Annotated in this window: 15 protein-coding genes; 10 read left to right on the forward strand and 5 right to left on the reverse strand. The window is 63.5% G+C overall.

Translation table 11 applies throughout. The features are described 5' to 3' along the window. The 6 genes from kdpE (at nucleotide 1) to OIN59_RS20520 (ending at nucleotide 5,459) form a co-directional block, all read left to right on the forward strand. A complete protein-coding gene (kdpE, locus tag OIN59_RS20495) occupies nucleotides 1-705 on the forward strand; it encodes a two-component system response regulator KdpE (protein WP_274113335.1) in 705 nt (234 codons plus the stop codon). Nucleotides 706-915: 210 nt separating this feature from the next. Beyond that, nucleotides 916-1,215: a hypothetical protein gene (locus OIN59_RS20500; protein ID WP_274113337.1), complete on the forward strand. Its 300-nt coding sequence runs from the start codon at nucleotides 916-918 to the stop codon at nucleotides 1,213-1,215. 87 nt (nucleotides 1,216-1,302) lie between these two features. Further along, nucleotides 1,303-1,425, forward strand: coding sequence for a hypothetical protein (locus OIN59_RS20505; protein ID WP_274113339.1), 123 nt, complete (start codon nucleotides 1,303-1,305; stop codon nucleotides 1,423-1,425). Continuing rightward, a complete protein-coding gene (locus tag OIN59_RS20510) occupies nucleotides 1,422-2,540 on the forward strand; it encodes a peptidase C39 family protein (protein ID WP_274113341.1) in 1,119 nt (372 codons plus the stop codon). The genes OIN59_RS20505 and OIN59_RS20510 overlap by 4 nt, the downstream gene beginning before the upstream one ends. Before the next feature lies 1 nt (nucleotide 2,541). After that, nucleotides 2,542-4,077 carry a RimK family protein gene (locus OIN59_RS20515; RefSeq protein ID WP_274113342.1) on the forward strand — a complete coding sequence of 512 codons (1,536 nt, stop codon included), beginning with the start codon at nucleotides 2,542-2,544 and terminating at the stop codon, nucleotides 4,075-4,077. A gap of 479 nt (nucleotides 4,078-4,556) precedes the next feature. Next, nucleotides 4,557-5,459 carry a DMT family transporter gene (locus tag OIN59_RS20520; protein WP_274113343.1) on the forward strand — a complete coding sequence of 301 codons (903 nt, stop codon included), beginning with the start codon at nucleotides 4,557-4,559 and terminating at the stop codon, nucleotides 5,457-5,459. A gap of 21 nt (nucleotides 5,460-5,480) precedes the next feature. On the opposite strand, the gene OIN59_RS20525 is transcribed toward OIN59_RS20520, so the two are convergent. From OIN59_RS20525 to lptF, 5 genes are all read right to left on the reverse strand, one after another. Beyond that, entirely contained in the window at nucleotides 5,481-6,647 is a 1,167-nt protein-coding gene (locus tag OIN59_RS20525) for a pyridoxal phosphate-dependent aminotransferase (protein ID WP_274113345.1), read from the reverse strand. 63 nt (nucleotides 6,648-6,710) lie between these two features. Further along, nucleotides 6,711-7,652 (reverse strand): CysB family HTH-type transcriptional regulator, encoded by a 942-nt coding sequence (locus OIN59_RS20530; RefSeq protein WP_274113347.1) that lies wholly within the window; start codon nucleotides 7,650-7,652, stop codon nucleotides 6,711-6,713. Between the two features lie 72 nt (nucleotides 7,653-7,724). Further along, the gene (locus tag OIN59_RS20535) at nucleotides 7,725-8,096 is read right to left on the reverse strand and encodes a sirohydrochlorin chelatase (protein ID WP_274113349.1); all 372 of its coding nucleotides are present in this window, start codon (nucleotides 8,094-8,096) and stop codon (nucleotides 7,725-7,727) included. A gap of 20 nt (nucleotides 8,097-8,116) precedes the next feature. Next, nucleotides 8,117-9,226, reverse strand: coding sequence for an LPS export ABC transporter permease LptG (lptG, locus tag OIN59_RS20540; RefSeq protein WP_274113351.1), 1,110 nt, complete (start codon nucleotides 9,224-9,226; stop codon nucleotides 8,117-8,119). Next, nucleotides 9,223-10,329, reverse strand: coding sequence for an LPS export ABC transporter permease LptF (gene lptF / locus OIN59_RS20545; protein WP_274113353.1), 1,107 nt, complete (start codon nucleotides 10,327-10,329; stop codon nucleotides 9,223-9,225). Before lptF ends, lptG begins: the two co-directional genes overlap by 4 nt. A gap of 23 nt (nucleotides 10,330-10,352) precedes the next feature. Here lptF and OIN59_RS20550 point away from each other — a divergent pair, with 23 nt between their 5' ends. The 4 genes from OIN59_RS20550 (at nucleotide 10,353) to OIN59_RS20565 (ending at nucleotide 14,203) form a co-directional block, all read left to right on the forward strand. Beyond that, nucleotides 10,353-11,909, forward strand: coding sequence for a leucyl aminopeptidase (locus OIN59_RS20550; protein WP_274113355.1), 1,557 nt, complete (start codon nucleotides 10,353-10,355; stop codon nucleotides 11,907-11,909). 7 nt (nucleotides 11,910-11,916) lie between these two features. Next, nucleotides 11,917-12,351, forward strand: coding sequence for a DNA polymerase III subunit chi (locus OIN59_RS20555; protein WP_274113356.1), 435 nt, complete (start codon nucleotides 11,917-11,919; stop codon nucleotides 12,349-12,351). Continuing rightward, nucleotides 12,351-12,944 carry a hypothetical protein gene (locus OIN59_RS25390; protein WP_407655127.1) on the forward strand — a complete coding sequence of 198 codons (594 nt, stop codon included), beginning with the start codon at nucleotides 12,351-12,353 and terminating at the stop codon, nucleotides 12,942-12,944. The genes OIN59_RS20555 and OIN59_RS25390 overlap by 1 nt, the downstream gene beginning before the upstream one ends. Before the next feature lie 131 nt (nucleotides 12,945-13,075). Continuing rightward, nucleotides 13,076-14,203, forward strand: a complete 1,128-nt coding sequence (locus tag OIN59_RS20565) for a branched-chain amino acid ABC transporter substrate-binding protein (protein ID WP_274113359.1) — start codon at nucleotides 13,076-13,078, stop codon at nucleotides 14,201-14,203. Nucleotides 14,204-14,235 lie beyond the last annotated feature (32 nt).

The raw sequence follows: 14,235 nt of genomic DNA on the forward strand, positions 1-14,235 counted from the left end.
ATGCAGATACGTACCGTTTTGGTGGTCGAGGACGAACCACAAATCAGGCGCTTCGTGCGCAGTGCGCTGGAGGCCGAGGACTGGCAGGTGCATGAGGCCGGGACTCTGCGCGAGGGCCTGTCCGCCGCTGGCACCCGCCAGCCAGACCTGCTGGTGCTGGATCTGGGACTGCCTGATGGCGATGGCGTGGAGCTGATCCGCGATGTGCGGGGCTGGTCTGCCGTGCCCATCATCGTGCTGTCTGCGCGCACCGACGAGGCGGACAAAATTGCCGCGCTCGACGCGGGTGCGGACGACTACCTCACTAAACCCTTTGGCACCGGCGAGCTGCTGGCGCGGGTGCGGGCCAATCTGCGCAGGCCCCGCGCAGCCACTGGCAACGGGCTGGTGCAGGATGCGGCAGAGCCCGTGTTCCATTTCGGCGATGTTGAGGTGGACCGCAGTGCGCGCCTGGTGCGCAAGGCTGGTGTAGAGGTGCACCTGACCCCCACCGAGTACCGCATGCTGATGGTGCTGGTGGCCAACGCAGGGCGGGTCATCACCCAAAAGCAGCTGCTGCGCGAGGTGTGGGGGCCCATGCGGTCGGACCAGAGCCACTACCTGCGCATCTACATGGGGCACCTGCGCCAAAAGCTGGAGGCCGACCCCGCGCAGCCCCGCCACCTGCTCACCGAGTCTGGGGTGGGATACCGCTTGGCGGTGTAGCGCTGGCGCCTGCCCGACGCACCCGCGCAGGTGCGTGCCGAACCCCGGTGCATTGACGGCGATTTGATGGTTGCCCTCGCATTTTTTACGAACGATTTACGCCAGATTTCCTAGACTGAAAGCATGTTCAACACTGGCCACAAGCGCTCTGTTCAGGGCCTATGTGGTGAAAACATGCTCAAGAATTGCCCCAGTATCGGATTGCACCGGGTGTCCCTGTTGCCTCTGTGTGAGAGCGATGGCGACCCCACCGCGTTGGTGCTGGTTTCGTTCATCACGCCGTATGCCGATGGGCAAAACCTGCGTGCAACGCTGCAGGCTTTGCTGGGGCGGCAGCTGCGCGGCTACAGCCTGGCGTTCGATGTGCCCCGCCACATGGCCAAGGGCACTCTCTACATCCACCGGTGCGACTTGGAGCGCGCTACGCGTTGCCTGGCCTCTGGTCTGCCCCAGCTTGAAATCGGTTGTGCGGCCAGTGTCTCTTGTGCGGGGGCGCTTTCATGCCATTGAGCCATTGCAGTGCGCAAAGGTGCCAAACCATTGAGGCTGGCTCTGTACGCAGCGCCCTGCGTGGCGTGGGCCTGGAGCTGCTGCACCATGGCTGATTGGGTCGCGTTGCTGATGGCCGTGCTGGTGCTTGTGGTTCCGATCGGGGTGGGTTGGGTGGCATTGAAGCTGTCTGATCGCAAGGCGCAGCGGCCCCGTGGGGACAGCCCGTGAAGCGACAACCATCGATGGACGTGCGGGGCGTCGCACTGGCTGGCCCTGCAGATCTGCCCGCACTGGAGCAGTTGGAAAATGCCGCGTTCTCCAGCGACAGGATCTCGCGCAGGAGCTGGGGGCGTCTGTTGTTGAGCCCCTCGGTCCGCGTGCTGGTGTTTCGGTCTGGCAATGCATTGGACGGTGCCTGCGTGGTATTGCGCCGCGAAGGATCGTCTGTGGCACGCCTGTACTCCATTGCAGTGGCACCGTCCGTGCGGCGCGCGGGCGTGGCCAGCAGGCTGCTGGCGGCGGCAATCCAGGGTGCGCGTGATGCGGGCTGCGCGGTTCTGCGGCTGGAGAGCAGGGCTGGTAACCTGGCGGCGCACCGTCTGTTCGCGCGCCACGGCTTTGTGCACACCGTTTGCAAACCCGCTTACTACGACGATGGCGAAGAGGCCCTGTGCTTTCAGAAGGACCTGTTTGATGGCGCATTGGCCCAGGCAGCGGCGTCGCACCAGGTGCGCCACTATGCGCAGACGCTGGATTTCACCTGTGGCCCGTGTGCATTGCTGATGGCGATGTCCGCCATGGACCCGGCCATGCCGGTAAACCAGGCGGCCGAGATCCGCCTGTGGCGAGAGGCCACCACGGTGTTCATGGCTGCCGGCCATGGCGGATGTGGGCCTTTTGGGTTGGCGCATGCCGCGCTGGCCCACGGCTTTGAGGTGTCTGTGTATGCGGCTGCCGGTGCCTCGCTGTTCATGGACAGCGTGCGCGACCCCCGCAAGAAGGATGTGATCCAGTTGGTGGAAAACGACTTCAGGGCGGCGCTGGAGGCGCGCCAGGTGCCGATCCATGCACGGCCCGTGTCGCCCGACAGCGTGATCGAGCAGCTGCGGGCGGGGCGCCTGCCCATTGTGCTCATCAGCTTGTGGCGCCTGCACCGGCAGAAGACGCCGCACTGGGTGGTCATCACAGGCTTCGACGGTGCGGTGTTTCGTCTGCTGGACCCCATGGTGCGCTCCGGCGATCCCGATGGCGGTGTGTCCATCAGCTGGAGCGAATTCAAGAAGGTTGCAAGGTACGGCCGCCGTGGTCGTACCGCCGCAGTTGTTCTTTCTGGAAAGAAATAAGTTGTCCTCAGAACATGTCATCGTGGTGGAGAAGCTGGCCGATTTCCGATGGAGCCCACCCGACATCAAGGTCATCACGGCAGAGCAATTCGTAGCAGAGCAGCCGCTGCACCGTGGGCGCCTGCGCAAGGTCACCAACCTGTGCAGAAACTACGGCTACCTCAGCATGGGCTACTACTGCTCGCTGCTGGCCGAGGCGCGTGGTGACCGCGTAACGCCCAGCGTGGACACCATCCTGAGCCTGCAGCGCAAACGCATCGAGCCATCGGCGCTGGCGCAGCTGAACCGTCTGCTTGGCCCGATGAAGGAAATACCGCGCTCGGTGAACACGCTGACGCTGCATGTCTTCTTCGGGATCATGGAAGACCCTGCACTGGCCGCGTTGGCTCGCAAAAGCTTCGAGCTGTTCCGTTGCCCGCTGATGGAGGTCACGCTGGAGCGGCAGGAGCAGTCGGCCCACTGGCAGATCGGTGGCCTGCAGGCGCTGGACCTGCGCGATGTGGATGCCGCGCGCGACGAGGTCTTCGTGCAAGCGCTGCTCCAGTACACGCGGCGCAGCTGGCGCCCCATGATCGCGATGCCCCAGCCGCGCATGGACCTGGCGGTGCTGCACGATCCCCATGACAGCCTGCCGCCCTCCAACCTCAAGACACTGCGCAAACTGGTCGATGTGGGGCAGGAGATGGGCATCGCCGTGGAGCTGATCGAGAAAAAGGACCTCTCACGGCTGACCCAGTTCGATGCCTTGTTCATCCGCGAGACCACGGCCGTGACCCACCACACCTTCCAGTTTGCGAGGAAGGCCGTGGCCGAAGGCATGCCGGTCATTGACGACCCTGTGTCCATCCTGCGTTGCACCAACAAAGCCTTTCTGGCGGAGTTGCTGCGCGAGCATGCGATTGCCACCCCGCTCACGCACATGGTCAGCCGCCGCACGCTGGCCGATATGCAGCACCGGCTGGCCTACCCGGTGGTGGTGAAGGTGCCCGACGGAGCATTCAGCCGCAGCGTGAAGAAGGCGGAGAGCTTTGAACAACTGCATGCCATTGCCCGGGACATGCTCAAAGAGTCGGAAATCATCCTCGTGCAGGAGTTCATGTACACCGACTTCGATTGGCGTATTGGTGTGCTGGCGGGCCAGGCCATCTTTGCGGCCAAATACTTCATGTGCGACGGCCACTGGCAGATCCTGCAACACACCGCCAACGGCAAATACACCGAAGGCCGGGTGCAGGCTGTGCCGCTCGACCAGGTGCCCGCGCAGGTGCTGGCGGCGGCAGTCAATTCGGCCCGCCTGGTGGGCAACGGCTTTTATGGCGTGGACCTCAAGGCCACGGCGTCCGGGGTGTATGTGATCGAGATCAACGATAACCCCAACCTGGACGTGGGGGTGGAGGACGCGGCCCTGGGCGATGGCCTGTACCGCCTGCTGCTCGCGCATTTCCTCAAACAGGTAGAGCAGCGCTTCAGCGTCAGCAGGGCGGTGGGTAGCCTGGATCGCCAGCCCCTCAAGGGCCTTGTAGTGGCTGCTGGATAGCGCTTTTTTTGGGTTGCGTGTCGCCACCCGATGTCGATCCGTTTGCAAAGGGAGGGTGTGGGCAGGTGGTGGGGCTGCTCACACCCGCTCTTTCCTATGGGAATAGGTTAGTGATTATTTTGCTATTAAATTTATAGCTTGTGGCGCATGATGGATGGGCGCTAGGTGGCATTTTTCTTGTGGTTCTGGCTCATGTCTGCGCCGCGCTCACCAAGAGGTGCCACGCCGGTACCGTTTTTTGCCGTGCAGTCGGCGCAGGTGTCTACCCGGTGCGACCTTCGGGCCGGTTCGGCACGGCTGCGAAGGCGGCTTTTCATGCCTGGGTGGTGAGAGGCTTTGCGGTCAGAGCGCGCGGACGAGGCCCCTGCGGCCGGGCAGACGGTGCGATGATGGGCCCCCTCTGCCGTGCTCCCGCTACCCTTGGCATCTTTCCAAATCTGGCGTGACTTCCGCCCCCAGGCGCTTCGTTTCCACACCCCATGACCCAGGCAACGCCCCATCAGTCCTCCGTCTCGAATCCGCTGGATTCACTCGTCCCGCTGTTGTTTGTCGCGCTCTGGAGCACTGGTTTCATCGGTGCCAAGCTAGGCTTGCCGTATGTGGAACCGCTGACCTTTCTCGGGCTGCGGTTTGCCATCGTCACCGTGCTCATGCTGGCTGTGGTGGCGGTGGTGCGTGCGCCCTGGCCGTTGGCGGGCAGGGCCTGGGGCCACATCGCGGTGTCGGGCCTGCTGGTGCATGGTGTGTACCTGGGTGGGGTGTTCATGGCCATCGGGCATGGGCTGCCTTCGGGCATCACTGCGCTGGTTGTGGGCTTGCAGCCGCTGTTGACTGCACTGGTGGCGGGCGCTTTGCTGGGCGAAAAGGTGCGGCCTGCACAGTGGGTGGGGCTGGCGCTGGGGTTCAGCGGCGTAGCGCTGGTGGTGGCGGGCAAAGTCGCCACGGTCCCGGCGGGCGCACTGGTGGGCATGTTGCTGCCCGCCGTGGTGGCGCTGCTGGGCATCACTGCTGGCACGCTGTACCAGAAGCGCTTCTGCCCCTCGTTCGATCTGCGCACAGGCTCGGTGATCCAGTACCTGCCATGCGCCATCGCCATGGCAGTGCTGGCGTATGCCGCCGAATCCATGGCGATCACATGGACCGGCGAGTTCGTTTTTGCACTGGGCTGGCTGGTGCTGGTGTTGTCGCTGGGGGCGGTGAGCCTGCTGAATCTGCTCATCCGCCGAGGCGGCGCGGTGAACGTGGCCAGCCTGTTTTACCTGACCCCACCCACCACGGCGCTGATTGCCTGGGCCATGTTTGGCGAAACGCTGACCGGCTGGGCGCTGGTGGGGATGGCGCTGGCGGCTGTGGGTGTTTGGCTGGCGCGGCAGACCCGGTAGGGCCTTCAAAGGCCCTGCGGATCACAGCTTGCGCAGCCGCTCCAGCGCGGCGCGCAGCGTCTCGTCCTTCTTGGCAAAGCAGAACCGCACCACACGCTGGTCAAACCCGTCGCCATAAAACGCGGACAGCGGAATCGCCGCCACGCCCACCTCGCGGGTGAGCCACTGGCAAAAATCGGCCTCGTTCAAGTCGCTGATCGCCGAGATATCCACGCACTGGAAGTAGCTGCCCGTGCTGGGCAGCAGCTTGAAGCGTGAGCCTGCCAGCCCTTCGCGGAACAGGTCGCGCTTGGCCTGGTAAAACGCGGGCAGCTGGAGGTAGGGCGTGGGGTCTTGCAGGTAGGCGGCCAGGCCGTGCTGCATGGGCGTGTTGACGGTGAACACGTTGAACTGGTGCACCTTGCGGAACTCGGCCGTCAGGGCTGCGGGGGCCGCCACGGTGCCGACCTTCCAGCCGGTGACGTGGAAGGTTTTGCCAAAGCTCGACACGATGAAGGCGCGTGCTGCCAAGCCCGGAAAGCGCGCGGCGCTCTGGTGCTCGGCGCCGTCGAACACCATGTGCTCGTACACCTCGTCGCTGATGAGCAAGATGTCGGTGGGCGCGAGCAGGTCTTCCAGCTGGCGCATTTCCTCGGCGGTCCAGATGGTGGCGCTGGGGTTGTGCGGACTGTTGATGAGGATGGCGCGGGTGCGCGGCGTGATGGCGGCGCTGATCTTGGCGAAGTCGGGGCGGAAGGTGCCGGGTGTGAGCGGCACGCGCACGGCCTTGCCGCCCGCCAACTCGATGTTGGGCACGTAGCTGTCGTAGCAGGGGTCGAGCACGATGACTTCGTCGCCCGGGTGCACGATGGCCAGGATGGCGGTGATGATGGCCTGCGTGGCGCCTGCGGTGATGGTGATTTCGGTGTTGGGGTTGTAGGCGCGGCCGTGCAGCGCCTGGATCTTGTGGGCCACGGCCTCGCGCAGCGCGGGGATGCCGGGCATGGGCGGGTACTGGTTGTGGCCGGCCTGCATGGCGGCCGTGACGGCGTTCACCAGCTCGGGGGCGCATTCAAAGTCAGGAAAACCCTGGCCCAGGTTCACGGCTTTGTGTTCGGTGGCCAGGGCTGACATCACGGTGAAGATGGTGGTGCCGACATGGGGCAGCTTGCTGGGGAAGGCGGGGGTGCGGGCGATGGCTTGGGTCATGGCACAACGGCGTGAATGAAAGAATCTGGATTGGCTGGAAGAGGGGGGCTGCTCGGCGGCTGTTTACAGCTCGTAGTCGTTGACATGGCCCGTCATCGCGCGGGCAATCAACTCGCGGCTCAGGCGGTCGCTGAGCAGCTCCGCAAATTTGTAGACAAAGTTGCGCAGGTAGGCGCCGCGCTTGAAGGCCACGCGCGCCACGCTCTGGCCGAACAGGTGGCCCACAGGGCGTACGGCCAGGTCGCCCACCGGGTCGTCGCGCATGGCCATCTCGGCCACGATGCCAATGCCCAGGCCCAGGCGCACATAGGTCTTGATCACGTCGGAGTCGATGGCTTCGAGCACGATGCGGGGCGTGAGCTTGCGCGCTGCAAAGGCGTGGTCGATCTTGCCCCGGCCCGTGAAGGAGGGGTGGTAGGTGATCAGTGCCTCATGGGCTAGGTCGTCGAGGCCGATGCGCTCTTTTTGTGCCAGCGGATGGTCGTTGGGCACCACCAGCACGTGCTGCCACTCGTAGCAGGGCAGGGTGACCAGCTCAGGGTAGTCGGCCAGCGATTCGGTGGCCATGCCGATCTCGGCCACCTCGTCGATGATCATGCGCGCCACTTCGTGGGGTGTGGCCTGGTGAAGACTGATGTTGACCTTGGGATAGGCCTCGCGCAGGCGGGCCACGGGCACGGGCAGCACGTAGCGGGCCTGGGTGTGGGTTGTAGCGATGCTGAGGGTGCCGCTGTCTTGTGCGCTGAACTGCTCGCCAATGCGCTTCAAGTTGCCCACCTCGCGCATGATGACTTCGATGCTTTTGAGCACGTGCTGGCCGGGCTCGGTGATGCGCTTGAGGCGTTTTCCGTGGCGGGCAAAGATGTCCACGCCCAGCTCTTCTTCTAGCTCGATGATGGCTTTGGACACCCCGGGCTGCGAGGTATGCAGGGCCTTGGCGGCCTCGGTCAGATTGAGGTTACGGCGTGCCGCCTCTTGCACGAAGCGGAATTGATGCAGATTCATATCGAATATCGCCTAAAGAATTGCATCATTATGCTGCAATCATCTAAGCGAATGTGCCGACACGGAGAATTTTCAGGCTGATGGGCTTTCGCAGGCGATCTCCGCCATCAGCGCCGTCATTCGCGGGTCCTCACCAATAGAGGCCTGCACGTGGAACTGCACGCCAGGGTGGGCGGCGCGCAGCGCCTGCACCAACTGGGGCAGGTCTTCGCGGGCGTGCTTACCAGTGCCCACGAACATGGGCACCACCGTCACGGTAGTAGCCCCTTCATCCACCAACTGGCGGACGGCATCCGGGAGAGTTGGCGTGCACAGCTCCAAATAAGCGCAGCTGACGCGGCGGTCGGGGTGCTGCGTGGCGATACGTGTCGCCACAGCCTCCATGGGCGCGCGCCACAGGGGGTCGCGGGAGCCGTGGGCAAACAGGACAATGGCTTTGTTCATGATCGGTATCGGTGCAAGGCTCAGCGTCTGAGCACCAGCCAACCAAAAGCCGCGAGCGACAGCAAGGAGTAAATCAGTCCGGGAGCCGCCGCTGTCAGCCACGGCGACCAGTTCTGCAGGTTGCCCGCATAGCCAAAGACGTTGTTGAGCAGAAAGAAGCTGATGCCTGCCATCACGCCACCAAACACATAGCCCGCGATGCCACCCGAGCGGAAATGCAGGTAGGCAAAGGGCAGCGCCAGCACCACCATCACCAGGCAGCTCAAGGGGTAGAACACCTTGCGCCAGAACTCGATCTCGTACTTCTGGGCGGACTGTCCATTGGCATTCAGGTGCCGGATGAACTGGAAGAGGTCCAGCGTGGCCATGCGGTCTGGCTTGAGCAGGGATGCGGCCACCATGTCGGCGCTGATTTTGGTCGGCCATTGCAGGGAGGGGCTGTCCTGGTGCTCCACGCGGGCTTCGTTCTTGTCGCTCTGCTGTTCAAAGTGGCTGCGCTGCACCTTCTCCAGGGTCCACGATCCGTCCGAGCCAACCTGCCCTGACGCGGCCCGCGTCTGCGAAGCCAGGCGGCCCTTGTCGTCAAACTCGAAGATACGCACGTCGAGCATGCCGCCATTGGGGGTGAGCGCGCGCACGTTGACGGCAAACGAGTGGTCTTCCTGCCGCTCTTTGAGCCACGCGCCCGTGGCGCCTGCCGTCAGCCGTCCCAGGTAGCGTACTTTGATGAGCTGGGCGGTGCGGTCGGTCAGGGGGGCTAGGTAATCCCCCACGGCAAAGGTCAGCAGTACAAAGACCCCGCCCAGCGTGAGCAGGGTGCGCAGCGCGCGCCATGGGCCCATGCCGCTGGTGCGCATGATGGTGAACTCCGAGCTTTGGGCCAGGCGCGCCATGACAAAGATGGTGCCGATCAGTACGGTGATGGGCAGCAGTTCGTAGAGATGGCTGGGGATGCTGAGCACCACAAACAGCAGTGCATGCGAGAGCTGGTAGCCCTCGTCGCCCGCACGGCCGACCCAGCGCAGTTCATCCACCAGGTCAAAGAAAAAGAACAAGGCCAGAAAGCCGATGGTGACAAAAGTGACAGCGCCCAGCGCCTCGCGGTGGATCAGGCGGCGAATAGTTTTCATGCGGACAGCCCTTCGGTGCGCAGGGACTGCCACAGGCGGCGCACCGTCCATTGGTTATGGCGCACAGCCAGCACCAGCAGCGAGGCCACCAGCATGCCGCCGTGCAGCAACACCATGAAGCTGATCAGGCCCAGTCGGTCAGCACCCACCCAGCTCTGGCCCAGGGTCATGAGGTTGTAGTAAACGATGAAGGCAAAGAGCGCAAACACCATGCTGGTGCTGCGCGCTGCGCGGGGGTTAACGCTGGCCACGGCCAAGCCGAGCAGCACAAAGTTGAGCGCGGCCAGTGCCAGGCCCAGCCGCCAGCCCAGCTCGGCACGGTAGGCCGGCAGCGGCCGCATCAAGAGGTCGTAGGTGGTGCGTGTCTTCACCGCCAGTTCTTCCGCTGCCCCCGGTGCTGCGCTGCCGATGCGGGTGCCGTACAGGCTGAACTCGCTGATCTTGACGCCGGGCTTGTCCCGCGAGGTCTCCAGGCGCTGACCGTCGCTGAGCAGGGCCATGCGTTCACCTCCCTGGGTCTCCAGTCGGGCGCTGCGGGCGGAGGTGACGGATTCACGTTTGCCGTCGTTGGCTGCGATGAAGACGTTGTTGGCGGCCTGCGTGTCTGGGGTGTCCTTGTCGATGAAGAACACCCGGCTGCCGTTGGACGACTCCTGGAACTCGCCTGGTGCAATGCGGTCGATGTCGCTTCGCTGTTCGTAGCGGGTTTTGAGTTCCTGGATCTGGGAGTTGGCCCAGGGCCACACCAGCAGCGACAGCACGGCGATCACCACCATCACCGGCCAGGCAAAGCGCAGCAGTGGCCGCACCAGGCTGATCAGGCCGCGCCCGCTGGCGAACCAGATCACCATTTCGCTGTCGCGGTACATGCGCGACAGCGTGCCGACCACCGCAATGAACAGGCTGAGGCTCAGGATGGTGGGCAACTGCCCCAATACGGTGAAGCCCATGACGAGCATCACGTCGGACGGGCTGACGCTGCCCTTGGAGGCCTGGCCCAGCGTGCGGATGAGCATCATGGTCATGACCACGGTCACCAGCACCACAAGGGTCGCGCCGAAGCTGCGCGCCAGCTCCTTGCGGATGGATGAATCGAATAACATTGGCTGGAAGGAAAACACCAATTATGAACTTTGATCTCAAGACCCTTGAACTTGCTGCGGCAGCTTCGGAGAAATGCGACCTGCTGATCGTCCTGCTTCCAGAGGGCTTCAAGCCCGGCAAGGACGCGCTTTCTGCCCTGGCGGCCTTGGCACTCAAGAACGGAGATCTGACCACCAAGGCGGGCAAACACCTGCAGCTGTACCAGGTGCCTGCCGTTGCAGCCCGCCGCGTGGTGCTGGTGGGGTTGGGCGATGGATCGGCGCGCGCAACGCGCCAGGCGCTGCAGGCACTGGGTGGTGCCATCAAGGCGCCCCAGACCAAGCGCGTGGTGCTGTGTTTTGCCGGCGCAGCCCCGGCGGTGTCTGTCAGCGCTGCTGTGCAGGCGGTGGCAGACGTGAGCTATGTCTACACCACCACCAAGACCAAGGTGGAGGCACGCAGCTTGAGTCGCTGTGTGGTGGGTGTGCCGGATGCTGCCGGTGCGCGTGACGGGTTTGACAGCGGGGTCGCCCTGGTCGCTGGTGTGGAGTTTGCGAGGGAGTGGGGCAACCGCCCGGCCAACCACGCCACCCCCAGCCTGCTGGCGGATGCGGCCAAAACCCTGGCCAAGCTGCCACGCATCCAGTGCAAGGTCCATGGCCCGGCAGAGGTGGCGCGTCTGGGCATGGGCGCCTTCATGGCGGTGGCAAAGGGCTCTGAAGAGCCACTGCGTTTTATCGAGCTGCGCTACAACGGCGCTGCCAAGGACCAGGCACCCATCGTGTTGGTGGGCAAGGGCATCACCTTTGACACCGGCGGCATCTCGATCAAGCCTGCGCCCGAGATGGATGAGATGAAGTTTGACATGTGCGGAGCTGCCAGCGTGTTGGGTACCTTCCGCGCGTTGGGCGAACTGCAGCCTGCCATCAATGTGGTGGGCTTGATCCCAGCCTGCGAAAATATGCCGGACGGGCGTGCCGTCAAGCCGGGTGATGTCGTCACCAGCATGAGTGGCCAGACCATCGAGATCTTGAACACTGATGCTGAGGGGCGCCTGGTGTTGTGCGATGCGTTGACCTATGCCGCACGATTTAAGCCGGCAGCAGTGGTGGATATTGCGACGCTGACCGGCGCCTGCGTGATCGCTTTGGGTGGCGTGCGCAGCGGTCTGTTTGCCAACAACGACGGTCTGGCGGAGTCCTTGCAGGCAGCTGGTGAGGCTGCGCAAGACCTCTGCTGGCGCATGCCGCTGGATGATGACTATGCCGACGGCCTCAAGAGCAACTTTGCGGATATGGGCAACGTGGCGGGCCGTGCGGGTGGCTCCATCACCGCTGCCAAGTTCTTGCAAAAGTTCGTCGGCGACATGCCCTGGGCTCACCTGGACATCGCGGGCACTGCCTGGAAGGGAGGCGCGGCCAAGGGTTCCACAGGACGCCCGGTCGCCCTGTTGGTGCACTATGTGCTGGAGCAGTCCACGTCGCAGGTCCGTCAGGCCAAGGCACCCAAGTCCACATCGCGCCCCGCGACCAAGACGGCCGCTGTGGGGGCTGCTGGCAAGCCCGCCGCCAAACGGTCCTCCGGCTCCAAGACTGCGTGACAGTGCCATGACTGAGGTGGCCTTTCACTTCAACGCTCCAGACAAGCTGGCCTATGCGTGCCGCTTTGCACGCAAGGTGCAGCGCAGCGGGGCTCGCCTGGTCATTGCGGCGCCTGCGGATGCGCTTCAGGCGCTTGACCGCATGCTGTGGCTGATGGCCCCTCAGGATTTTGTAGCCCACTGCCACGCCGATGCTGACGAGGAGTTGGTTCAGGCTTCGCTGGTGTTGCTGGCGCAGGACGCACGCCTGGCGCCGCACCATGAAGTCCTGTTGAACCTCAATGCGGAAGTCCCTGAAGGTTTTGGCCGGTTTGACCGCCTGGTGGAGGTGGTGAGCGCTCAGGACGAAACCGACCGGGCCCAGGCGCGTGTGCGATGGCGCCACTACGCCTCCCGGGGCTACGCCATTACCCGCCATGATCTGGTGTTGAAAGCGGGCTGATGGCGCTGCCACCCAAGACCCCGCCGCGTTTTGTGCCGACGCTCACCGAAGTGGTGCAGGTGCCCGATGTCGCGCCCCTCGCGTCGGGTGCTTCGAATCCGGCGGCACGCACTACGGTTTTGTCGCCGTCGCAGTCTGCGATCCTGGCGAAGGCAGCAGCGCCCGCTCTGCGACCAAGTGCGGCGGCTCAGGTCGCCGCGTCTGCTACACCTGCGCGTCCTGTGGCGCCTCCTCTGGCTGCACCACAGCCTGTGGTTTCTCCTCCTGTATCGCGCGCTCCGGCTTCACCTGTCCCGCAACGCCCGGCAATGTCCGCTGCAACCTCTACAAGACCAACACCGGTAGCTGTACCTGGCGCGGCCCGTGTCCTGCCCGATGGGATGGAGGAATACGTGGTACACCGCGTCATGCAGCGCGTGGATGTGGTACTGGATCAGCGCCTGCGCGAGGCAATCGCCACAGTGGTGCAGGAGCAGACGCGGTCAGTGCTTCCACGTCTGCGCGAAGAGATCGAATCGGTGGTACGGCATGCTGTGTACGAGGCGGTGGCGGACGAGTTGGCCAGTGGCGCGCCCCCTGTGCCCAAGGGATGACAGGGTATTCCCCTGTGGTTTCTCTCGCGTTTAATCGTGTTCCCTAATGATCTGGCCCGTAAATTGCGATATGTTCGCCTGCGTTGAGACACAAGAAGATTCTCAGCGTTTATCTTTACTGGAGATTTGATATGCAATTGAAGTTGAAACTGACCGTGGTTGCTGCTATCGCGGCTGTTGCTGGTGTGGCCTCTGCACAAGAGCAGGTGGTCAAGATCGGCCACGTGGCTCCGGTTTCCGGCGCCCAAGCCCACTACGGCAAGGACAACGAAAATGGCGCCCGCATGGCCATTGAAGAGCTGAACGCTCAAGGCGTCACCATCGGCGGCAAGAAGATCAAGTTCGAGCTGCAAGCTGAAGATGACGCTGCCGATCCAAAGCAGGGCACTGCTGCTGCACAAAAGCTGTGCGACTCCAAGGTCGCTGGCGTTGTCGGTCACCTCAACTCCGGTACGACGATCCCTGCATCCAAGGTCTACAACGACTGCGGCATCCCCATGGTGACGGGCGCTGCGACCAACCCCAACCTGACCAAGCCTGGCTACAAGACCACGTTCCGTATCATCGCCAACGACAACGCACTGGGTGCTGGTCTGGCTTTCTACGCCGTGGACACCCTGAAGCTCAAGACCGTTGCCATCATTGATGACCGTACCGCTTACGGCCAAGGTGTTGCCGACGTGTTCAAGAAGACCGCTACGGCCAAGGGCATGAAGGTGGTGGACGAGCAGTTCACGACCGACAAGGCCACTGACTTCATGGCCATTTTGACCGCCATCAAGTCCAAGAACCCTGATGCCGTGTTCTACGGCGGTATGGATCCTCAGGCAGGCCCCATGCTGCGCCAGATGGAGCAACTGGGTATGGCCAACGTCAAGTACTTCGGTGGTGACGGCGTCTGCACGTCCGAAATCGCCAAGCTGGCCGCTGGTGCCAAGACCCTGGCGAACGTGATCTGCGCAGAAGGCGGTTCTTCGCTGGCCAAGATGCCTGGCGGCACGGCCTGGAAGGCCAAGTACGATGCCAAGTACCCCAACCAGTTCCAGGTTTACAGCCCCTATACCTACGATGCGACGTTCCTGCTGGTGGACGCCATGAAGCGTGCCAACTCCGTGGACCCCAAGGTGTACGTGAACGAACTTGCCAAGGCAAGCTTCAAGGGCGTGACCTCCACCATCGCCTTTGAACCCAACGGCGAAATGAAGAACCCAGCCATCACGCTGTACGTCTACAAGGACGGCAAGAAGACACCTCTGTAATTGGAGCGTGGCTTCCCGCTGCAGGGCACTTT

Origin of the sequence: Acidovorax benzenivorans, assembly GCF_028680575.1 — a bacterium.
In the GTDB taxonomy this organism is placed as follows: domain Bacteria; phylum Pseudomonadota; class Gammaproteobacteria; order Burkholderiales; family Burkholderiaceae_C; genus Acidovorax; species Acidovorax benzenivorans.